Below are 21,844 nucleotides of genomic sequence, written 5' to 3' on the forward strand. Positions count from 1 at the left end.
TTGCCTTTGTCGATAAGATTTACGGAAGCCCTTCGTTGATTCGGAGGGCTTTCTTACTTTTGTCGGATTGAAAGATGGGTGTGTCTGAAAATATTGTTCGAATACTATGGAGTGGACGGAATTTGTAGCGGTTGTTTTTAGCTTGGCGTATGTCGTTTTGGCGGCTAAAGGTAACTGGTGGTGCTGGCCTGCGGGAGTCGGTAGTTCATTGTTTTACGCTTGGATTTGCTGGAACGCCAATCTCTACTCCGAAACGGGTTTGCAAATTTTTTACTTAATCATGGCCTTCTACGGTATGTGGCAGTGGCGTCAAGGAGGCAAAGAACAAAACTCCGAGTTGGCACCTGTCAGGACGTGGCCTTTGGTGGCGCATGTAGCGGTGATCGTTCTGGGTTTCTTGACCGTTTATCTCGTAGCGCAGGGCGTTTTGACATTTTTAAGTTCCGCCGCGCTTCCGTATCTGGATGCTTTTACGACCGTATTCAGCCTGATAGCGACTGTGATGGTGACACGTCGTATCCTGGAAAACTGGCTTTATTGGATAGTAATCGATGTCGTTTCCATTTATATGTACACCGAACGGGGGCTGTACGTAACCGTAGGTTTGTTTGTCGTTTATACGGTTATGGCGGTTTACGGCTTTGTCGAATGGAGGAAAGAAATGCAGACAACTGCCAAAGATGAATCCAAAAGCGTACTTGCGTAATGGCGACTGAGAAAGTGAAACGTATTTTGATTTCGGGTCCGGAGTCGACGGGCAAGTCAACATTATGCAAGGCTTTGGCCCAAAAATACGGTACGCTTTGGGTGCCGGAATATGCCAGAGCCTACTGTGAAGCGTTGGATAGACCATATGAGGAATCGGATCTTTTGCCGATAGCTAAAGGACAGTGGGAGTCTGAAAATGAGCTGGCGCAACAGGCCAAAGATTATATTTTTTGCGATACGGGCCTTGAGGTAATAAAGGTCTGGGGAGACTATAAATACGGTCGGGTGGACTCATGGGTATTGGATCGGATAAATCCTGAGCATTATGACTTGGTTTTGCTTACGGATATCGATATCGAGTGGGAATATGACCCTTTAAGAGAATATCCTGACATGAAGGATAGGATTTTTTTTCGGGATTATTACCTTCGCGAGCTGAAAGCTTTATACGGCGGGTGTCATTTGATAAGCGGTAGCTTGGAAAACCGAATCCAGACGGTGAGCTTATTATTGGAAGCCTTGGGCTAGGCTGGATACTTTTCTGTAAAGTTTTTCGAACATCAATCAACGGCGGTCAAAACCGCCAAAAATCGGGGTGCCTCAATATTTCGGGCTGAGATCATACCCGGTCCTTGCCACTGGCAGGGGAAATACCTGATCCCGGTAATGCGGGCGTAGGGAATGTTTTACTCATAATACTACTTACATGTTAAGAACATTACTGTTGTGTTGCGCCATGCTGTGCGGTATGGCGAACGCTTTTGCGCAGTATCAAGTGAAGGGTCGTGTTGCGTCTAAAACCAACGGACAGGCTCTTCCTTCGGCTTCCTTGTTGTTGCGTGCCACAGACAACAAAGGAATAGGAACGGTAACTGATGATCAAGGCGCTTTTGATTTTAAAGACATCAAATCCGGTGAGTACCGCTTGACAGTCAGCTATGTAGGATATAAAACGTACGAGCTTGATCTCGTTGTGAAGTCGAACCTTACTTTGGACGTGCTTTTGGAAGACGACCAGATCGTGACCGAAACGCTTATCGTTCAAGCCACTAGGGTAAGTGACGATATGCCGATGACCAAGACGAACCTTTCGGCAAAAGATATCGAAGCCACAAACCTGGGACAGGACCTAACCTACCTTCTGGAAGCGACTCCCTCGGTTGTGGCGACATCGGACGCCGGTGCGGGTATTGGCTATTCGGGTATTAGAATCAGGGGCATTTCCTCACAACAGATCAACGTTACGGTGAACGGTATCCCGTTGAACGATTCCGAATCGCATAGTGTATACTGGGTTAATCTCCCTGACTTCGCCTCTTCGGTGGAGAATATCCAGATTCAGCGCGGTGTGGGTACCTCTACCAATGGATCCGCCGCTTTCGGGGCTTCTGTAAACGTTTTGACGGAAGGCTCTAGAAAAGAAGCTTACGCCGAGACCAGCAACTCATTCGGCTCATTCAATACGGTGAAGAACACTGTGAAGTTCGGAACGGGCTTGATCAATGACCGATTTGCCGTTGACGCGCGTTTGTCGAAAATCACTTCTGACGGTTATATCGATCGCGCCGAGTCGGATTTGAAATCGCTTAACCTTACCGCTTCATATTTTGGTGAGAATCAGTGGCTGAAATTCGTATTGCTCACCGGCAAAGAGAAGACTTACCAAGCTTGGTATGGCATTGATCAGTGGAGTATGGACAACCTTGGCCGTACTTACAACTACGCCGGAGCGATTGAGAATGACGAAGGCGAGATAGTTGATTTCTACGATAATCAAACCGACAACTACCAGCAAGACCACTATCAGTTGCACTACGGTTGGGAGCTGAACCCTGAGCTGAAATTCAACGCCTCGCTTCATTACACTTACGGGCGCGGGTATTATGAAGAATATAAAAACGACGCCACTCTGGCGGATTACGGCATCGCACCATTCAGTAAGGGTACTGAGCTGGTAGAGGAGTCGGACCTTGTACGCCAGAAGTGGCTTGATAATGATTTCTACGGAGCCGTATTCGCGGTGCAGTACACGCCGAAGTCAAACGTTGACCTTACTTTCGGTGGTGGAGCGGACCGTTACGACGGTGACCACTTCGGGAAAGTTATCTGGCTTGAGAAGAGCAACGGCACCGATCTGGGCAAAAAATACTACGACAACACAGGCGAAAAGACCGATGCGAACCTTTACGCCAAGGCGAACGTGTCTTTCGGAGCGTTGAACCTTTACGGTGACCTTCAGGTAAGAAGAATCGACTATGATTACGAAGGTTCGGACGATGACGGAAACCAACTCGACGGATCGCACGACTTTACCTTTTTCAACCCTAAAGTGGGAGCCGTTTACAATGTGAATAGCAACGTGTCTGTTTACGGATCGTTTGCGATAGGGCACAGGGAGCCATTGCGTGACGACTTCATCGAGTCTGAAAACGTGGAGGCCGAGCGCCTGAACAACGTCGAGACCGGAGTGCGCGCTAACTTCGGCGATTGGAGAATCGAGGCTACGGGTTACTACATGGGCTACAAAAACCAGTTCGTGTTGACCGGCGAGAAAAACGACGTGGGCGACTTTATCCGCGTAAACTCGGGCGAAAGCTACCGTGCCGGATTGGAATTGATCAGTACTTGGAACATCACGGACAAGCTCCGCTGGGTGGCCAATGCTACATGGAGCCGAAACCGCAATAAGGAGTACAAAGAAACGAAAGACGTTGACGGAGAGAAGAAGCTGATCGTGTACGAGGATACCGAGATCTCGTATTCGCCGTCATTGGTGGCCGGGTCTATCATCGACTGGACACCCGTTAAGTTTCTGCAACTTGGCTTGAACTCTAAATACGTAGGGGAGCAATTTTATACGAATACGGAGAACGAAGACTATAAGCTCGACAGTTATCTCATCAACGACCTTCGTATGAGATTGAAGTTCGAACCGAAATTCGCGAAAGAGATTTCGATTGACTTCATGGTCCGAAACGCGTTTGACGTTGACTACATCTCGAACGCTTCGTTGTGGGGTTTCTTCCCGCAGGCGGGACGCAACTACATGGTCGGATTGAACCTGAAGTTCTAACAAAGTAGAATATCAAAACTATGAAAAGCCCTCGGCCGTTAGGTCGAGGGCTTTTGTGTGTTTAAGGGAATAGGCTTTCAAAAGGCGCACACTGTATGTCGGTCCAAAGCAGTGAAAAGCAAGAAGCCGTTTCTCAGGCCGTTAGCGTTTTTTAACATATCTTTTTTGTCCTTTCCGCACATTGTCCGTAGGTTAGTCGGACTTCGTCGGAAGAAGAATGTGATGGGGAACGCCTGTTTGTCGGAGTCTGTATGGCTTGGCCGGCACTTTTTGTTCTCCCTGATTTTTAGAGAAGACAGACATTCCGGCAGTCTTATTTTTCCGCTTTACACCAATTTTTAAATCATATGAAAAGATTCATCGTTTGCGTACTCGCTATGTTTGTCATCACCGAAACTTTTGCCATAAAAGGCTTTGCCTTGCTGTCTGCGGATTATAACTATGCGGACAAGTGGAACAAAGGGCTTTATGAGAAAGGGCCTGCGCTTAGCTCGGTCAAAGAGGTGTATCGGAACCAGAAGTTCTACCTGTTGGCCGTGGCCAGCGACTTTGTAATGAATCCGAATGGCTTCGCCAAAGTTTATTATTCCGTTGAGATTGACGGTCCGAACGGTAAGCAACCGATTGGTTGGAGAGACAAGCTGATGTTTGGCTGGAAGTGCACCAAAGGGGTGATGTACCTTGCGGAAAATCCACTGTGCTTGAGTTTGGATGATAATTCGCCCTATGGCGAGTATAGAGTCCATGTGACGGTAAAGGACCATTACACGGGTAAATCCTTCGAGAAGGACTTGAAATTTAACCTTGTGGAGCTTCCGGCGGTGGATGCCAAAACCCAGATAGATATGAAAACCTACAACAAATGGTTTTCGGCCTACCATAGGGACCCGAAACCGGGGCAAGCCATTTCCCATTATCTGACTTTCGTGAGAAGTGATGCCATAAAGAAGCGGGGGAGGTTCATTGTGGGGCTGAACTTTTTCGCTGAGGTTCTGAGGAATAATCCCTACTTGGCCAAGCAGGCGATGGACGTTTACCCCGAGTTGGAGGACGAGGCCGCGTTTCGTTTGGCGCTGTTGCTTCATGTGTCGAAGACCGCTCCGCAGGAATTTTTTGACAAGATGGAGGGTAAATCCAAAGAGGTTTATTTGTCAATGAAAGACAAGCCGTTCCCGGACGTGTACGGCGTTGTGACGTCGGGCAGGAGTCTGGACGCTTTGTGGGCCAAGTTTTTGGCCGGAGGTGAATACAAGGCGATACATAGGCTGATACAGACTTTGGAATACGCTGATAGCAAGGGCGGTCTGGAAGCTTTTAAGACATCGGAAAAAACGGCCGAGGATAAGAAAAAAGCGGTAAGGGAAGCGGTGTACAACGCCTTGATCTGGTCGATGAAGAATAACTGTAAGCGGCATTATCAGGTAAGGGGCTATATGCGCTGGGCACTGAAGAATGAGGAGTTGACCAGTTTGCAGAGGTCCGAGCTTGAGAAGATTTTGAAAGAATGGCAGGCTGGGGCTTAGCGGTTTTGTAGGCTTGCGGGTCTGTTTCGGTTTGATATTGAAAAAAGGAGATGCTTGGCGTCTCCTTTTTTCTTTAGTGAAAACAGAAAATATGTGACTTTGATTCAAAGCTAAAGAGAGTCTGATCGTAATGAATTAGACTTTGTTTTTGCCCTAACTAAAGTGTAATCTCTATGCTTTGCTAGTGCTTCTAGATTTTTTTGATGTAATGAAAATACTGAAACAGTAGTAGGGGTGATTGTGTAGCTAGTAATGTTTGGGCTTGATTATACTGAAGTCTATACTTTTTTATACGTGCGAATGGGAATTTTCATTAGTGAGAACAAGAATTTTCAGACGTCTCATTTTTCAAAAACATACGTATATATCGCCCAGATCATACGTATGAAAAAGTTAATCCTTACTGGACTTTGGGTTTTGTTTGTATTTCGTTCTGAAAAAGGGAAAGGCTCCGGGTTTTTTAACACTCGGAGCCTTTTGGATTTCTTCTATGCCTTAAGCGAATATAGTGACTGTACGGTTGTGAGGAAAGAGGGTGTGATTTGGGGAGGTATTGAGTGGCTTTGGGCGTGTAGGTTCGGGTGTGTTTTTGGAGCGGTTGGGCGCTCAGGGATAAAGGGCATGGAAGCTGAAGTTGCCCCGTTCGTCCAGACCCAGGCCGGGGGCGGGTAGGTGGATGGCATCCAGTACGAAGAGTAGGGCCTTGATGCCTTTGCGCCGGGTTTTGATATGGCTGAGGTCCCAGTCCAGGGCCAAGTAGTATTGGCGGTAGGCGCGGTGGCCGTGGGCTTCGTTTTGGGAGTCGCGGGCGTATACCATGCCGTCGGCGCCGTAGCCCAGGGCTAGGTTGAGCCATTTGGGGAAGGCGTTGCCGGAGGGCAGGAAGGCGTGGATGTCGAAGGAAAGCCAGTAGGTTTGGGCGTTGTAGTCCTTGAGCAGGCGCTCGTTCCAAGTGGAGCCCAGCGTATTGGGACGCAGTTCGGCGTAGGGCGAGGCCCGGTATGAGAATTTCGGCTTTATGCGGATTTCGTTCCAAAGCGAGAGCTGTCCCCAAAGCAGTGCGGAGCCCGTGAGGTTGGCCACTAGGTCCGAGGCCGAGGCACCGTATTCGGGCTGGAAGCCGTCGAGGAGTTCGATGGGCGAGAGCAGGAGGGCGCCGGAGAGACTGCCCCAGAATCGGCGCTTGCGCTCCGAGATGTCGTATGTGCCGAGGTACTCGTAGCCGAGCCTTCCTAGGTGGAAAGCCGAGAAAGCGTGGCCGGCCTTGTCCATTTGTTTCCATTCGGGCAGATCGTCGAACCAGTGGAACGAGCTGCGGTCTTCGGAATACCAGACTTGGTTGAGCCCTATGAGCGATGCCGTGTATACGCCCGCGCCCAATGTCAGGTGGCGGAACAGTTTGCGGTTGTCGTTCCGTTTGAGTGAGTCGGGCGTCTGGGCCGTGGCGCCGAGAGTCGAAAGTATAAAAATAAGGCCGAGTAAAGCTCTGCGCATTGCGTCTATGGGTTGAGAGCCTGCTTGTAGCGGTCAAGCGCGCGCTGTCGTGAGGCTTTGTAGTCGATAATGGGTTGGGGGTAGTCCAGGCTGTTGAGCTCGGGCACCCACTTGTTGATGTATTCGCCGTCGGGGTCCCAGCGTTTGGCTTGGGAGTCGGGGTTGAAGATTCGGAAGTAGGGCTGGGCGTCTGTGCCCGTTCCGGCGGCCCATTGCCATCCGCCCACGTTTGAGGCGGGTTCGTAGTCGGCGAGTTTTTCGGCGAAGTAGGCCTCGCCCCATCGCCAGTCTATCAGCAATGATTTGGTAAGGAACGATGCCGTAACCATACGCAGGCGGTTGTGCATATAGCCCGTGTTGTTTAGCTCGCGCATACCGGCGTCCACTATCGGGAAGCCTGTCTTGCCTTCCGTCCAGGCTTTGAAAAGGGCCTCGTCGTTGTCCCAGCGGATATTGTCGTACTGCGTTTTGAAGCTGTTTTCCATGGAATGGGGGAACCGGTCCATTACCATAAAGTAGAATTCCCGCCAGATTAGCTCGGTCCAAAGCTTGGCGTTGGTTTCTTTGGCCATGCGGAATGCCTCGCGCGGACTTAGCGTGCCGTGGCGGAGGTGTTCGCTCCAGCGTGTGGTGCCGTCGGTGGCGGGGAAGTCGCGGGTGTCGGCGTAGTTGGCCAGCAGTTTCTTTTCGCGCCTGATGGCGGGCAACATGAACGGTTCCGTATCGAAAGGCAAAGCGCGGTTATCGGGAAACGTGACGGGGCCGTCTAGCAAAGCGCCTAGCGATGCCGTGCGGGCTTGGCCGTCGAGCTGGTCCTCGTCCAGCGACGCGTTCCACATTTTTGAAAAAGGCGTAAAGACCTTGTACGGCTCTCCTTGTCCGTTGACTATTTCCTTGCCTTCGAAGATTACGGCGTCTTTGTGTGTTTGGAACGATACGCCCGCCTGTTCCAGTTGTTTCTTTACCTCTTCGTCTTGCGCCACCGAGTCCGGCTCGTAGCGCCTGTTGGCGAATACGGCTTGGGCTTGGTGTTCTTTGGCCAGTTCGGGTATCGCTTTGGCCGGGTCGCCTACGGTTACGGTGATAGCTTTGCCCGCTTTGGCCAGTTGTTCGGCCATTTGCCTCAGGGCTTTGAGCTTGAAACGCAACCGGTGTCCGTTGCCGTCAAAAGGATCGACGGGATCGTTTGGGTCGAATACGAAGACGGGGAGAACCTTGGCGCCGGTGCGTGAGGCTTCGGCCAAGGCGGTGTTGTCGGAAAGTCTAAGGTCCCTGCGGAGCCAGAAGAGGATCGTCTTTTTCATCTCGAACTTTATCTTGGTTAGGGGAGATGTCTGTGGGTACGGAATCCGACGGGGATTCGTTTCGTCTTTGCCTTCTGTTTTGCTTTTGCTTATTGTTTCGTCCTCGCCGGAAAAGGTCCCAGAAAGAATCAAAATCCGTAGTGTGCTGGAGGCTGGCCCCAGCGGTGATGTAGGTGTTGCCCGTAAGGCCGGCTCCGGCTCCGCCACCGGTGTTGGAGTAGTTGTTTCTATTGTAGAGTTTGGCTTTCCACTTGCCGTCGTTGGTGATATTCCACTCCAACATCCAGTCGCCGACCACACTGGCGAAGCTGGCTTCGTTGCTGTTGTCGGTGAACCCTCCCTCGCGTGTCAGGCGGAGTCTTCCGTCCAGAAACGAGTAGGAAAGCCTGAGTTGCAGGGTTTCGAACTGCGTGTCGGTGAGGTTGCCCAAGTCCAGCTGTACCTCAAGGTCATTGATGATCTCGCCGGCGGCGCTGTTCAATTGGTTCGACATAAACTCGCTGAGGCTGTTGCCGATAGTACCCGATACGTTGAACGTGTTGCGGGGCGAGAAGTAACCGAACATGGTAAGCATGAAGGCTTGGCGGTTTAGTTCCTGCGTATCGGTGTTCATTTCCTGAAGGAAAGAGCGGATGTTTGCGCCCAGCTGATATGTCTCCGTGCGCTCTTGGCCAGTGTTGGAATCCTCGTAAGTAATCTGGACGCTTTCGGGGTACCCGCGCATCCTGATGCCGAAATCGATCACAGGCGCGGTGAACGACCCTGACACAAGCAGGTCGACGGTGGTCGGATATTGCCTTCTTAGGGCGGTGGCCGTCCGTTTGTCCACGTCTTCCACAAGGGGGGCGAAGGAGGCGTTGAGGTTATACGTAGCCTTTACGTCCATTATGGCTCCGAATGGGTCTCCGCTCCAGCTTACCTTGCTGTCGGGTTCTATATTGAAGTTTTTGTTGATCAGGATGACGTTCTGGTAAACGAAGTTGTAGACGCCCTCATTGAATACGAAGTCTCCGTACATTTTGAAGTCGCTCTCTTCGTTGCTCTCTATTTCCAGCCTTAGGTTGCCCTTGCCGTTACCGGTAATCAGGTCGCCGGTCTGTTGGTCCATGATGATGAAGAAATGCGCTTCGGGCGTAATGTCGAGGTTCAGCACCACGTTGAAGCCTTCGATGGAAGCGTTTTCCTGTATCTTTTTGGTGTTGTTCTCGAAGCGGTTTTTCCTTTGGTCCTTCAGGTTGGTAAACTCGATAAAGGTGGCTTGGTCCACTTCCTCGCCGTCGTCCATCAGGATGTATACCTTCGAGTCTTGCTCCGTGCGAAGGCTCGCCGTAAACTGTACGTTGTCTGGAGGGCCGAGGACTGTTATTTTGCCTGTGCCGTAGGCTTTTCCGTAATAGAGGTCGTTGTCTTTGGCCGTGGTGTTCAGGGAAATGAAGTTGCGGAAATCGCCTTCGATATTAAACGCGAAGTCCTGGAAGTATTCGTGGGAAATATCGCCGTAGACTTTTCCCTTGTTTCCTTCCTCGTCCGTAAGGTCGATGTTGTTTAGCGTAATCAGATTTTCGTCCACGTCACAGTCTCCGTGGAAACGGTAGCGGGTGTTGAGGTAATCGACTTTAACTTCGCCGTTGTTAAGCTGTATTTGGCCCGAAAGCACGGGGTGGCTGATGTCGGATCCCAGTTTTAGACTGCCCGTGGCCGTGCCTGAGATGTTGGAAACATAGTCTTTAAGAAACGGCTCGGCCGTATTAAGCGGAATATCCAGCAAGGTAAGGTCAATATTGAGCGGAGAGGGCCTTTCCGCAAGGTAGTTTCCGTTGATGTCGAGAAGCTCCCGGCCTTCGCTGGTCAGGTTGCCGAACACGTCAACTCTGTCGGTGGCGGGATCTTGCATAACTACAGCCGAAAAGTCGCCAACGGATACGCCGTCGAAGCTGATACCGTGCGTTTCGGCCGAGGCGATGATGTTCGGCTTCTTGTAAAAGTCCCGAAGGACGAAGTTGATGTCGGCGTCGCCTTCCACCTTTTGGCCGGTGATAATGCCCAAAGGAGCCAAATTCAGTTTGTTGACAAAGATGTTTAGCGGTTTGCCACTGTCCGGAGAAATGGCTCCCTCTATGTTGATGCTCTGTTTGTCTGACGATAAGGATAACCCTTCAAACTGGAATTCCTTGTCGCTTATCGTTACGAGATTGTCGGAAGCCATGCTCCAGTTGTTACCGAACATCCGGAGTTTTGGTCCGTTGAGGCGGGCTTTGGCTTGTCCTTCCTCATAATCAACGGTGCCAGTCAGTTCTATTTTGGTGTCCGTTTCGTCATTTTCCGTACTGAGCAGGAAGTCGATGTTGCGGGGTGTCCAGATAATTTCGGTCAGTGTTTCTTTTAGTAGCGATACCTTGCCTGTTTTCTGCTCTTCGGAAGTCAGGATCAAGTGCGTGTTGTTTTGCGTTTCCCCGCGTCGCCTTTCCGTACTGAAATCGATACTTCCGGCGCTTACCGTGAATCCGCTCCAGCAGAAGCTGTCGCAGTAGGCGTTTAATTCCAGCTTGTTATTCTTTCCGCCGATATATGTGCTTTCCAGATGAGTGTTCTGGCTGATGTGCGCTTCGGGTTCGAAGAGCCTGAGTACAGGAGTGAAGTCTTTGAAGTTGATGTCGATTCTAAGGTCCGTGTCGGCGTACGTCCTTCTTTTTTCTTTCCTGATGAGCTTTTTGGTTTGTTCGGGGCGGTTGAGCAAGTCCGCAAGATAGATTTCCGTGGATAGCGCTAGCCTTGCAGGAAGTTCGGAAAGGTTAAAGATTCCGGAAGCCCGCATGTCTATTACGTCGCTGTCAAGGCTCAGCTCTCGTTTGTCGCCTGACCGGTCCGACATGGCCGTGAGGTTGCCCAAATTTAGCGCCCTGTTTTCGTAGGTCATGTAGGTGTTGTTGAGGCTAACTTCGCCTTCGACAGTGTCGGGCGAGAGTCCGCTGAGGTCGACTTCCATTTCCGTTTTTAGGAAAGAGGTTTTGTCAGTGAAGCCAAGCTGTTTGAGAAGCGCTTTCTTCAGGGCGCCGCGAATATGGATCTGCTCTTGTCCGGGATTAATGTTAATGGCCGAAAAGGAAATCAAATTTAGGTTCGGGTCGTCAATGTTCAGTTTGCCTTTGTAGATCCCTTTGCTGAACTCCGCATCGGTGTTGATATTGGTGTAATCGTAGCCGTTCAAGCGAAGATTGTCCACTTCGCTCTTGAGCTTGAAGGACATGTCGTCCAAAGTCAGGCCTCTGCCGGAGATCTGTCCGTTGGCGCTTATGTGATCGGCTTTGAAGGGAAAATCCAGAAAGGTACCCGCGTCAAAACGTTTCGAAGAAAACGATCCGGAAAATACCGGCGGAGAGTCGTCGAGCGGGAGTTTTAGGTTGATGTCGGTATTCAGTGAGCCCAGTGCGGTCTTGAAGGTGCCGTAGGCCACAAAGTCGTTTAGGAAGCCGGTGAGCTGGCCGTTGAAGTTGATGTGGTGAAGCCTTTTTACGTAATCGTAAGTTTCGGTGAAGAAGGGGTTCAGGTCGCCGGCGTCGAGGGTTGAGGGCTTAAAACGCAGGGTCATAAATGTTTCGTCGGTATTTGGCAATCCGATCATTTCGAAATCGGCCATAACCGAGCTTTTCGCTCCAAAACTAACGGCGAAGTCTTTGACCATGAAGTTTTCCACGGTCCCGACGAATTTTCCTTCGACGATATAGGGAATGTCTTCCTGCTGAGCGACGAATTCGTTGAACAAACCGAGGTCTTTGGGCGAAACTACCGATTCCTTGACATCGGCGTCGATATGGACAAGCTTGTTAAAATCGCCCATTTCATAGTCTTGATAAGTCCACTTCATAGTGGTTTTCAGGTGGCTTTTCCCTATTTCCAGATCAAGGTTTCTGTATTCCATCTCTCTGGGAGAGGTCAGGTATTGGCCCGCAATTTTCTTTACTTTCAGTCCGGTTTTCTCATCCACGCAGGTAAGGTGGAGGATGTCGACCATGAACGTATCTGATCGGACTTCCATGTTTTCGAGCTCTCCGTTGATGTCCAGCAGGTTGAAGTTATAGTAATCGAAGCCGTTTTCTATCGGTTCTTCGCCGGGATTGGCCTGCCTGAATATGGAATTGCGCAAGCTGATTTCGTTAATCCTGAAAACGAAAGGCGGAGAGTTTGCGTCAGTGGAATCAACTGCGGTGGAATCGGCGGGAGCGTTTCCGGAAAGTGCTTTCGAAAGCCGGTCTGTCCAGTCGGAAATAGTGATGATGTTGGTGCCCGGGTGCTCCAAAACGGCTACGTCGGCGCCGTCGATGGTCGCTTTGTCCAATGTAAGGCCGGATTCCGTTTGCATTGAGAACAAGCTGAAATCGGCGGTAAGGCTTTTTACTTTGATTATGGGGACGTTGGCCGTGTCCAGAATATTGATGTCTTCCAGCTCCAGAACATCGAACCAATTGAAATTCACCTTGCCGATGGTGGTTGGCATACCGGTGGTTTTCTCAATGGATTTGCTGATTTTGTTGGCAAGGTAGGTTTGAATAACGGGCAAACGCATAAGTAGCCAGAGCGCCAAGAAAACCGCCGTAATGCCAAAAACGGTTTTAAAGATTCTGCGTCTGTACCTTTGCCCTTTTATGGGTGCGTTATTTTTTGGGGCTTGTTCGGCCTCGTTTTTTTGCTCTTCCCGCATTTGTGTCGTGTTCGTCCCCGGCTTCGTCTTCCTTCCGCTGTCGGGCTTAGGGGGCGTTTTCTTTACAAAACGATCATTTTTGGAATATCATTGCTAAATTGCGCACGAATGGATCCCGACCGAGTAGAGCAAGTTCCGAATATGCCCACAATTTAGCAACACTTTTGGCGGGATATTCTTGTGTAGAATGGGGCGTGACGGGCTTGTTTTTCCTTTGGAACGGCGGAAGGCCGGATTGAATAGAGCAGTGATGAAAACAACGATATTGGCCATTGAGTCTTCTTGCGATGAGACTTCGGCCTCTGTGGTGATAGACGGAAAAGTGATCAACAACGTGGTGGCTACGCAATCTGTACATGAACAGTACGGTGGCGTGGTGCCGGAATTGGCTTCCAGAGCGCATCAGCAACATATAGTGCCGGTGGTGGACCAAACGCTGAAAGAGGCCGGCGTTAGCAAAGAGGATTTGAGCGCCGTGGCTTTCACCCGTGGTCCGGGCCTTTTGGGAGCCTTGTTGGTGGGTGCGTCGTTTGCCAAATCGTTCGCTTTGGGGCTTGATATTCCGCTGATAGAGGTAAACCATATGCAGGCGCATATTTTGGCTCATTTTATCGACGATCCGAAGCCTTCGTTCCCGTTTATATGCCTTACGGTAAGCGGTGGCCATACGCAGTTGGTGTTGGTGCGCGACTACCTGGATATGGAGGTGGTGGGCAAAACCCGTGATGATGCTGTGGGCGAGGCTTTTGACAAAACGGCTAAACTATTAGGTTTGCCATATCCCGGCGGACCGCTTATTGATAAATACGCCGCAGAGGGAGACGCTAAGGCTTTCGACTTTCCGTTATCCGATATGCCCGAGCTTGATTATTCCTTCAGCGGAATCAAAACGGCAATCCTGTATTTCCTTAGGGATAATATGAGAAAGGATCAGGATTTTATAAAAAACAATCTCGCCGATATCTGCGCTTCGGTACAGGCTACGTTTATCGAGATGCTGATGAGGAAGTTGCGCAAAGCGGCGAAGCAGTACAAAGTGAAGGAAATAGCGATTGCCGGAGGTGTTTCCGCCAATTCCGGGCTTAGGAAAGCTTTGGAAAAAGCGTCAGCCGATTACGGATGGAACGTATATGTTCCCGACTTCCAGTATTGCACCGATAACGCCGGAATGATCGCCATGGCGGCGCATTATAAATACTTGCGGGGCGAATTTGTGGGGCAAGACGTTAGCCCGATGCCTAGGATGGCGCTTTGATCCGTCCTGTTTTTAAATTTTGAGAAAAGAATATGAGTGCTAAGAATAAAAAAAAGAAAGAGGAACGGTTTTCTAAAATCATAAATATCAAGAACCGGCAAGCCAGGTACGAATACTCGTTCGTCGATACTTTTGTGGCCGGAATGTCGCTGTTTGGAACCGAAATCAAATCGATTCGCGAAGCCAAAGTGAATATTTCCGACGCTTTTTGCGTGATTCACAAAGGGGAGGTGTTCGTGCGGAATCTGCATATCTCGCCGTTTAGCGAGGGGACGCACGCCAATCACGAACCGATGCGCGAGCGTAAACTTTTGTTGAACAAAAAGGAAATCAGAAAGCTGGAATCCAAGATGGACGAGAAAGGCCTGACGGTGGTTCCTACCAGGCTTTTTATCAACAACAAAGGTTTGGCTAAGCTTGAGATCGCTTTGGCGAAGGGTAAAAAACTGCACGACAAGCGAAACGATATCAAGGAGCGGGACGTTAAGCGCGATTTGGCGAGAATGAAGTATTAATATCTCGCCAATATTTCCATTTTTTTCACTTTTTAAAATCCCAGTTGATATGTTCGGAATCTGCCGTTTAAGTGTGGCGCCCCTTAGGGCCACGGCCGCTGATAGCGCCGAGATGGTTACCCAATTGCTTTTCGGCGACATGTACGAAGTGTTGGAAACCTCGGAAAACGGGAAGTGGCTTAGGGTAAAGATGGAGTTTGACGGCTATGAAGGCTGGCTGGACCTGAAGCAACATACCGAGATCTCCGAACCGTTTTTTGAAGTGTCCCGCAAGCAGGATTTCAGGATTTGTCTTGGTCTTACGTCGACTTTTGAAACCGGGAAAGGCGCGTTGACGCTTTTGGCCGGTGCGGTTTCGCATTATCCCGTAAATCCGATTTTTCCAGATGAAACGGGAATCGCCGTTCCTGAAGACTGGAAATCTTTCGGCGAAAAATTAGGCGTTGATGCGATATTGGCCCAAGCCAAGCGCTATATGGGCGCTCCGTATCTTTGGGGTGGTCGTACGCCTTTTGGAATCGATTGTTCAGGTTTTACGCAAGTGGTTTTCAAAATCGGTGGTTACAGCCTTTTGCGCGACGCCTCTATGCAAGTGCAACAAGGGGAACACGTCGATTTCGCAGATCGTAAACCGGGGGACTTGGCTTTTTTCGTAAATAAAGAAGGTAGGGTTACCCATGTGGGAATCTGTTTGCCTGAGGGTAAAATCATCCACGCATCCGGAATGGTTCGCATCGATACCTTGACCGAAAAGGGTATAGAGATGGAAGACGGAACGCTTAGTCATGTTTATGGTTCTTTGCGAAGAATGAAAACTTTGGAGAGCGCTTAAAACGTATGAGCCAGTGAGTAGATCGCTGATTTTGCATTAATAATAAATCTTTGTTAAAACCTGTTTTTAGTGTAGGAAAGCTTACTCTTCATTTTTTTATCCATTCATTTTTTTATAAATTAATTCTTTCAGATCTTAAATGGTTGATTTTCAAATGGTACAGAGGTTGTAAGGTCTTGTGTTTTTTGAAATAGGACTTTTATCTGTTTTGAAAAGGTGTAATTGCCAATCCTATGTTACTTGGCGAATGATCTTTTGAAAGCGAGTTTTTGACGCTTTCTGGAAGAGGGAAATGTGATGGTATGATCACATGTTTTATCATGAAACTTTATCCCAAAATCGATTGAGAACTATCTTAAATAGTTGGAAATATTTACGGCTGAAAATAGAAAATGGGCACTTCGGAACCGATTGGTTTGTCCTGTGCCTTACTTTTTGTTTCATGTCTATGGGACGTTCGTCAGTGGCCCAGGAGATTCCGGAAGTGATACGCTTCGATATCATGCCGTCTATGGTCAATCCCGCATGGTCGGGTAGCCAAGGAGGGTGGAGTGCTTCGATGCTTTACCAGCCGAAAATGCTCGGTTTTGAGTCGGCACCGCAGTTGGGTGCCTTTTCGTTTCAGAAAAGTATAGGCTCCACTTTAGGTACGGGTTTGGCCGTGTCAATGGATAAACGCGGACCTGAACAGCTCTTCCGTTTGGATTGGGACTTGTCCTCTACGTTTGCGGCGGGAGAAAAGAGTAGCTGGGCTTTCGGTTTGCGGACTTCGGTGAGTCAATTCACGTTGCGTTTGAGTAGCCTTAAGCCTTCTGACGGCAGTGACCCGTATTTGGGTAAGGATATCGAAAACGATATGTATCTGGATTTTTCCGCAGGAGTGGGATGGTATTCCAAGAATGCGTATTTGGGATTGAGTGTAGCCAATTTTTATCGCGCGCCGGTGTCTGTAGGCGATGCGCAGACTACGTACAACGCAAACCTTCATGTGACAGGCTTTGGAGGGGTTAAGAAAAAGCTTGGCTATTATGTCGTTTGGGAACCTAGCTTATTGGTTAGCGTGGGACAAGATTCGCCGCTGTCCGGTACCGTGATCTCGAATTTTCTTTTCGCTTATGAAACGTTTGGGGCGGGTGCGTTTTATCGTTCCGCCGAAGTCGTTGGAGCCACTGTGGATTACCGTTGGGAGCTTAATCGTGATGATGATAAGACGATTATGATTTACTACGCTTTCGGAGCGCCAATAAACGGGGCGTCGTTGATTGGGACTTCTTCTCATGAAATTGGACTGAGAATCTCATTCAATAAAAAGAGAAACAAGAAGCCGAAAAAAGAAAAATCGGAAAAGAAAGAGGTTGCGCCAAAGCCAAGAAACCCACGATCAGGGTCTGGGGCCAGATACCAATAAGTAATTCAAGAGTATGAAACTGTTCAAAAAACGTATGGGCTTCGGAAAATCAGTTTTTGCGTGGACGCTTATTGTGTTGGCTGTAATGGTTTTTCCTTTTAGGCTTTACGCTCAGGCTTTGCCAAAGATAGATCTGGAGATTACAAAAAAGATCAGTAACTCAAGCGCTTCACCGGGCGATGTAGTGGTCTTTACGATTATTGTAAAGAATCTGGAGACAGAGGCTGGGAAAATGGCTGAAAATATAGAGGTGGAGGATATTCTGCCTTCAGGATATCAGTTCACGAAAGACCCAAAAGCCACTAGCGGAACATATAATGGACGAAACGGCTTATGGCGAGTCGGGTCGCTGGCGCCACAAGCCACGGAAAAGCTGACAATGACCGTTCGGGTTTTGGCCACCGGCGAATACAGGAACGTGGCGAGAATCACAAAATATCCAGAAGATGTTTTTACGGATCCGAACCTGACCAACAATACCAGCGAAGCCGGCGCCTCGGGCAATCAAGCGCCCGAAGCGCAGAATGATGCCGAAGAAACTGTGTCGGGGCAAAGTATCGAAATCAGTATTCTTGCGAATGATAAGGATGACGATGATAAGATGGACGCCACGTCCGTAGACCTTGATCCGGATACCGATGATAAGGAGACGACATACACAGTAGCTGGAAAAGGAACGTTTGAGGTGGCCACTTCCGGGGTGTTGACTTTTACGCCGACAGGTAGCTTCAAGGGGAAAGTTAAGGCCCGGTACCGAGTGGCTGACGAACAACCGAAGTATTCCGAACCAGCGGACGTGACTGTAACGGTTTTTGGCCAGCCGACTGTCACTATAGCCGGAGCGCCGGTTGTGCATATGGGCAACTGCCAATCGAAAGGAACTCTGAAAGCTGAAGCCGAAGGGGCTGGAATCACATATAAATGGAGGGCGAAGATAGGCGCTCTTTACGGAAACGTTAATTCCGAGCAGGTACAGGGAGGCGGTGGAACCTACGAAGTGACCGTAACCGATAGGTTTGGAAATGAGGTGAAAGCCGAAGCTGAACTGCGCAAAGCCGACAAGCCCAAAGCGGTGGCGGGAGAGAATATTACGATGAGTTCCATTGTTACCAACACGCAATCGATTGGCGGCGTTTCCGAAGGAGAAGGACTGACTTATTCTTGGTCGCCGATTACGGGCCTTTCGAATCCATCTTCGGCGAATCCGGTGCCAAATCCGTCATCGGACACGGAGTATACGCTTACCGTAACGGACAAATTCGGTTGTACGGATACTGACAAGGTTAAAGTAAAAGTAAGCGACGAGGATATTTCCCTGTCCGTAACGGGCGATAAAAATTATGGAGCATGCCAAGACGGCGCAACGTTGACCGCTACGGCTACAGGTTCCGGAGTAACGGTGAAATGGCTAAATAATGCTGGCAACGAAATTAAACTTGGCGGAACGGCAACGCTTTCCGCTGGAACATACAAGGCCGTTGCGGAAAACTCGGCGACAGGTTTGCTGAGGGACATAACCGTAATTATTACCCAAAAGCCGGCGCCCACAGTCAAAGATATTCCTGACGTGACTTTGGAGGCCGAAGAATCGGGAGCGGTACTGAGTGTGGAGGCTGAAGGAGAGGGTATTACATTGGCTTGGAGCCCTGAAACCCACCTGACAGGTGATGATCCATACAAGAAAACCGCTAATCCGCCAACAACGACAACTTACACGGTTACCGTAACGGACAAGTACGGTTGTCAGGCGACGGATCAAGTGACAGTAACCAGAATGGGCCCTGGGCCCATAGCCAACGACGACGAGGCTGAAGGCGCATACAATACCGAACTTGAGATAGAAGTATTGGCAAACGATACGGACCCTGACGGAAATCTGGATCCTTCAAGTCTGACAATCACGCAGGAACCCGCTTCCGGAAAGGCGGAGGTGCTTGGCGGAATGGTTTTGTTTACGCCTCAAAATGGGTTTGAGGGAGAAATGAAGCTCAAATATCAGATCTGCGACGAAGACAACCAATGCGATGACGCAACAGTAACCGTAACGGTGCTGAAGCGTGAGGTGGAAATCCCGGACGCTCTTACTCCCAATAATGACGGAAAGAACGACATGTTCGTGATAAAAAATGCAGATTTCTTTACCGATAGCAAGCTGACAGTTCTCAATACCAGAGGCAACCGAGTTTACGAAAAAGAGGGCTATACCAATGACTGGGATGGCGAAGGAAACGTAGGTTTGTACGATAGCCGGCCATTGCCCCAAGGCACTTATTATTACGTCTTCGATTACGGTGACGGCCGTTCCCCGCTCAAAGGTTTTGTCTTTATATATCGACAGGATTGACAGAGTTGAATTGGCTAGCGTTTTTTGATCATTTACCGGAAAGTTAGTGTTCATTCTCCCCGAAAACATTTAGCTTTGACTTTCCGGTAAAAGCGGACCTTATGGCCCGTTTTTTTCTGGGTTTTTCCCAAAACACTTCGCTCAAACTGTTATAACCCAAATAGTGAGAGCGGACGCGGCGGGGCTTTTTACTAGAAACCCCTCGCCCGTACAGGCAAAACAAAGCATATGGCTAAATTGGATATATCGGTTGTCGTTCCATTGTATAACGAGGAGGAATCCTTACCCGAACTCTGCGCTTGGATTGGCAGGGTGATGGACGAAAACGGATACAAATACGAAGTGATTCTGGTGGACGACGGTAGTACGGATACGTCGTGGGATGTGGTGAAGGAGCTTTCCGAAGAGAACGAAAACGTAAAGGGCGTGAAGTTCAACCGGAATTACGGAAAATCCGCGGCGCTTCATACCGGCTTCGCCAAAGTGAAAGGCGATGTGGTGATTACGATGGACGCCGACTTGCAAGACTCTCCCGACGAAATTCCCGAGTTGTACGACATGATAATGAAGGACGGCTACGACTTGGTATCGGGGTGGAAGAAGAAACGTTACGATCCGGTATCGAAAACCATACCTTCGAAATTTTTCAATCGGGTAACCCAATACATGTCGGGTATCAAGCTCCACGACTTTAACTGTGGACTGAAAGCCTACAAAAGGATCGTCGTGAAGCATATCAGCGTACACGGCGAGATGCACCGCTATATTCCCGTGTTGGCCAAATGGCGGGGCTTCGACAAAATCACTGAAAAGGTGGTGGAGCACCGTGCCCGAAAATACGGCGTGACCAAATTCGGTCTGGAACGCTTTATCAATGGCTTCTTGGATCTGCTGTCGCTGACTTTCGTTACCCGCTTCCGCAAAAAACCGATGCACTTTTTCGGCACTTTCGGTACGCTCAGTTTCTTTATCGGATTGCTTATTACCCTGTTCGTTATCGGGGAGAAGCTTTATAAACTGGCCTCCGGGTTACCGTTGCGTGAAATCACCGAACAGCCTTTGTTCTATATCGCGTTGGTGTTGCTGGTTATAGGCACCCAGCTTTTCCTTACAGGTTTTGTGGCCGAGATGATCTCGATGAACAGCCACAAAAAAGACGATTATCTGGTAATAGAGACGACGGAAGAATCCTGATCGTACCCCGGCGGTTAGCGCTTGTTTAGATTTTATATTATTCCATGAGATATTCCGTGATAGTGCCGGTATATAACAGGCCGGACGAGATAGATGAGCTCCTTGACAGCCTCACGAGACAGACGTACAAGGATTTCGAAGTGTTGGTGGTGGAAGACGGATCGGCGCCCGAAATGCGCTGTAAAGACATTGCGGAAAGCTACGCCGACCGCTTGGATCTCCGTTATTTCTTTAAGGAAAACAGCGGGCAGGGATTTTCCCGAAACTTCGGATTCGAAAGGGCCGAAGGCGATTACTTCATAGTCTTCGATTCAGATTGCCTGATTCCCGAGGATTATTTCGAAAGCGTGGAAGCCTCTTTAAACGCCAATTGGCTCGACGCCTACGGCGGACCGGATCGTGCGGCCACTACCTTTACTCCCGTACAGAAAGCGATTAGTTATTCCATGACGTCGCTTTTCACCACTGGCGGTATTCGTGGAAGCAAAAAAGCGATGGGACGTTTCCACCCAAGGAGCTTCAATATGGGAATCTCCCGAAAAGTGTGGGAAGCAACCCAAGGCTATATCATTACCCGGATGGGAGAAGATATAGAATTCAGTATCCGGATTATCGACAAAGGGTTTAAGGTGGGCTTGATCGAAAACGCTTACGTTTACCACAAACGCAGAACGGATTTCGGACAATTCTACAAACAGCTTCATTTCTTTGGGAGAGCGAGGATCAATATCCGGCGTTTCTTTCCCCAAGAGCTCAAACTCGTCCATATGTTCCCGGCCTTTTTCCTGTTGGGGATGTTGTTTTACCTTTTGGTTTTGCCTTTCCTTAGCCTAAAGCTTTTCGGCTTGGCGTCGGTCTTCGTAGCGCTTTATTTCCTGATGATATTGATTGACGCTGCCGCAAAAAACAAAAGCTTGAAAGTGGGGGTGCTTAGCGTAATCGCTTCCGTTATTCAGCTTTCCGCTTACGGTGTCGGTTTTTTGACGGAATTAAAGACTTGGGTACTCAAAGGCTGACAGCTCGGTGAGCCTTTTCGGCTCTTGAAGGGAATGTTGAAAAAACGCCCGCTTGTTTATGGACAGGCGGGCGTTTTTTGTGTTTTTAGACAAAAAGCCTAAATCATGAATGTTACGAGTATGGAAATGAGGATAAACAAGCCTTTTTCTCCAAAAACAAAGGCATTTTGAGGTAAGAATCAAGGTAGTTGTGGATCGGTTTGCCGTCCGTTTGGGATGAAGGTGCCTGTATATTGGACCAAAGGTGTTAATACATTGGGCAAAAAGTGTTAACATGTTGCCTCGAATGTGTTAACACATTGGACCGAAAGTGTTAACACCTTTGGCCAAACATGTAGGCACATTGGGGTTAGTGGCCAAAAACCAAAAAAGCCCTCGGAAAAACTGCTCCGAAAGGCTCCTTGAGTATATAACTCCGCGTACTTAAAGATAGCCATTCTGACTGATTGGGCAAATACCTTGTAGGGAAAGCTTTCGGT

Annotated in this window: 14 protein-coding genes; 11 read left to right on the forward strand and 3 right to left on the reverse strand. The window is 49.2% G+C overall.

Annotated elements, in window-relative coordinates; genetic code table 11:
* Positions 1–106: 106 nt before the first annotated feature.
* The 4 genes from pnuC (at position 107) to AABK39_RS06900 (ending at position 5,304) form a co-directional block, all read left to right on the forward strand.
* Complete coding sequence (gene pnuC / locus AABK39_RS06885; protein WP_338394182.1) at positions 107–706, forward strand: nicotinamide riboside transporter PnuC; 600 nt, start codon at positions 107–109, stop codon at positions 704–706.
* Positions 706–1,236 carry an ATP-binding protein gene (locus tag AABK39_RS06890; RefSeq protein ID WP_338394183.1) on the forward strand — a complete coding sequence of 177 codons (531 nt, stop codon included), beginning with the start codon at positions 706–708 and terminating at the stop codon, positions 1,234–1,236. Before pnuC ends, AABK39_RS06890 begins: the two co-directional genes overlap by 1 nt.
* 178 nt (positions 1,237–1,414) lie before the next feature.
* Positions 1,415–3,781 (forward strand): TonB-dependent receptor, encoded by a 2,367-nt coding sequence (locus tag AABK39_RS06895; RefSeq protein ID WP_338394184.1) that lies wholly within the window; start codon positions 1,415–1,417, stop codon positions 3,779–3,781.
* Between the two features lie 347 nt (positions 3,782–4,128).
* Complete coding sequence (locus AABK39_RS06900; RefSeq protein ID WP_338394185.1) at positions 4,129–5,304, forward strand: hypothetical protein; 1,176 nt, start codon at positions 4,129–4,131, stop codon at positions 5,302–5,304.
* A 606-nt stretch (positions 5,305–5,910) separates the two neighbouring features.
* On the opposite strand, the gene AABK39_RS06905 is transcribed toward AABK39_RS06900, so the two are convergent.
* From AABK39_RS06905 to AABK39_RS06915, 3 genes are read right to left on the reverse strand one after another with little or no spacing between them, the layout of a single operon-like run.
* The gene (locus tag AABK39_RS06905) at positions 5,911–6,798 is read right to left on the reverse strand and encodes a DUF2279 domain-containing protein (RefSeq protein WP_338394186.1); all 888 of its coding nucleotides are present in this window, start codon (positions 6,796–6,798) and stop codon (positions 5,911–5,913) included.
* 5 nt (positions 6,799–6,803) lie between these two features.
* Positions 6,804–8,102, reverse strand: a complete 1,299-nt coding sequence (locus AABK39_RS06910) for a cryptochrome/photolyase family protein (RefSeq protein WP_338394187.1) — start codon at positions 8,100–8,102, stop codon at positions 6,804–6,806.
* Positions 8,062–12,801 carry a translocation/assembly module TamB domain-containing protein gene (locus AABK39_RS06915; protein WP_338394188.1) on the reverse strand — a complete coding sequence of 1,580 codons (4,740 nt, stop codon included), beginning with the start codon at positions 12,799–12,801 and terminating at the stop codon, positions 8,062–8,064. The genes AABK39_RS06910 and AABK39_RS06915 overlap by 41 nt, the downstream gene beginning before the upstream one ends.
* 250 nt (positions 12,802–13,051) lie before the next feature.
* On the opposite strand from AABK39_RS06915, the gene tsaD reads away from it, so the two are divergent.
* From tsaD to AABK39_RS06950, 7 genes are all read left to right on the forward strand, one after another.
* Positions 13,052–14,056 (forward strand): tRNA (adenosine(37)-N6)-threonylcarbamoyltransferase complex transferase subunit TsaD, encoded by a 1,005-nt coding sequence (gene tsaD, locus AABK39_RS06920; protein WP_338394189.1) that lies wholly within the window; start codon positions 13,052–13,054, stop codon positions 14,054–14,056.
* Positions 14,057–14,088: 32 nt separating this feature from the next.
* Positions 14,089–14,571: an SsrA-binding protein SmpB gene (gene smpB, locus AABK39_RS06925; protein ID WP_338394190.1), complete on the forward strand. Its 483-nt coding sequence runs from the start codon at positions 14,089–14,091 to the stop codon at positions 14,569–14,571.
* A 49-nt stretch (positions 14,572–14,620) separates the two neighbouring features.
* On the forward strand, positions 14,621–15,403 hold the full coding sequence (locus AABK39_RS06930) for a C40 family peptidase (protein WP_338394191.1): 783 nt from the start codon (positions 14,621–14,623) through the stop codon (positions 15,401–15,403).
* A gap of 343 nt (positions 15,404–15,746) precedes the next feature.
* On the forward strand, positions 15,747–16,811 hold the full coding sequence (locus tag AABK39_RS06935) for a PorP/SprF family type IX secretion system membrane protein (protein ID WP_338394192.1): 1,065 nt from the start codon (positions 15,747–15,749) through the stop codon (positions 16,809–16,811).
* 13 nt (positions 16,812–16,824) lie between these two features.
* The gene (locus tag AABK39_RS06940; RefSeq protein ID WP_338394193.1) at positions 16,825–19,155 is read left to right on the forward strand and encodes an Ig-like domain-containing protein; all 2,331 of its coding nucleotides are present in this window, start codon (positions 16,825–16,827) and stop codon (positions 19,153–19,155) included.
* 228 nt (positions 19,156–19,383) lie between these two features.
* The gene (locus AABK39_RS06945; RefSeq protein WP_338394194.1) at positions 19,384–20,349 is read left to right on the forward strand and encodes a glycosyltransferase family 2 protein; all 966 of its coding nucleotides are present in this window, start codon (positions 19,384–19,386) and stop codon (positions 20,347–20,349) included.
* Positions 20,350–20,393: 44 nt separating this feature from the next.
* Positions 20,394–21,365: a glycosyltransferase family 2 protein gene (locus tag AABK39_RS06950; protein WP_338394195.1), complete on the forward strand. Its 972-nt coding sequence runs from the start codon at positions 20,394–20,396 to the stop codon at positions 21,363–21,365.
* The last annotated feature ends 479 nt before the right edge of the window (positions 21,366–21,844 follow it).

The organism is Fulvitalea axinellae, from assembly GCF_036492835.1.
GTDB classification, from domain to species: Bacteria; Bacteroidota; Bacteroidia; order Cytophagales; family Cyclobacteriaceae; genus Fulvitalea; species Fulvitalea axinellae.

Bases quoted from the DNA above. Each gene is read 5' to 3' on its own strand.
- tsaD (WP_338394189.1), top strand. From the start codon at position 13,052: ATGAAAACAACGATATTGGCCATTGAGTCTTCTTGCGATGAGACTTCG.
- smpB (WP_338394190.1), top strand. From the start codon at position 14,089: ATGAGTGCTAAGAATAAAAAAAAGAAAGAGGAACGGTTTTCTAAAATC.
- AABK39_RS06930 (WP_338394191.1), top strand. From the start codon at position 14,621: ATGTTCGGAATCTGCCGTTTAAGTGTGGCGCCCCTTAGGGCCACGGCC.
- AABK39_RS06915 (WP_338394188.1), bottom strand. From the start codon at position 12,801: ATGCGGGAAGAGCAAAAAAACGAGGCCGAACAAGCCCCAAAAAATAAC.
- AABK39_RS06940 (WP_338394193.1), top strand. From the start codon at position 16,825: ATGAAACTGTTCAAAAAACGTATGGGCTTCGGAAAATCAGTTTTTGCG.
- AABK39_RS06900 (WP_338394185.1), top strand. From the start codon at position 4,129: ATGAAAAGATTCATCGTTTGCGTACTCGCTATGTTTGTCATCACCGAA.
- AABK39_RS06895 (WP_338394184.1), top strand. From the start codon at position 1,415: ATGTTAAGAACATTACTGTTGTGTTGCGCCATGCTGTGCGGTATGGCG.
- pnuC (WP_338394182.1), top strand. From the start codon at position 107: ATGGAGTGGACGGAATTTGTAGCGGTTGTTTTTAGCTTGGCGTATGTC.
- AABK39_RS06910 (WP_338394187.1), bottom strand. From the start codon at position 8,102: ATGAAAAAGACGATCCTCTTCTGGCTCCGCAGGGACCTTAGACTTTCC.
- AABK39_RS06945 (WP_338394194.1), top strand. From the start codon at position 19,384: ATGGCTAAATTGGATATATCGGTTGTCGTTCCATTGTATAACGAGGAG.
- AABK39_RS06950 (WP_338394195.1), top strand. From the start codon at position 20,394: ATGAGATATTCCGTGATAGTGCCGGTATATAACAGGCCGGACGAGATA.
- AABK39_RS06905 (WP_338394186.1), bottom strand. From the start codon at position 6,798: ATGCGCAGAGCTTTACTCGGCCTTATTTTTATACTTTCGACTCTCGGC.
- AABK39_RS06890 (WP_338394183.1), top strand. From the start codon at position 706: ATGGCGACTGAGAAAGTGAAACGTATTTTGATTTCGGGTCCGGAGTCG.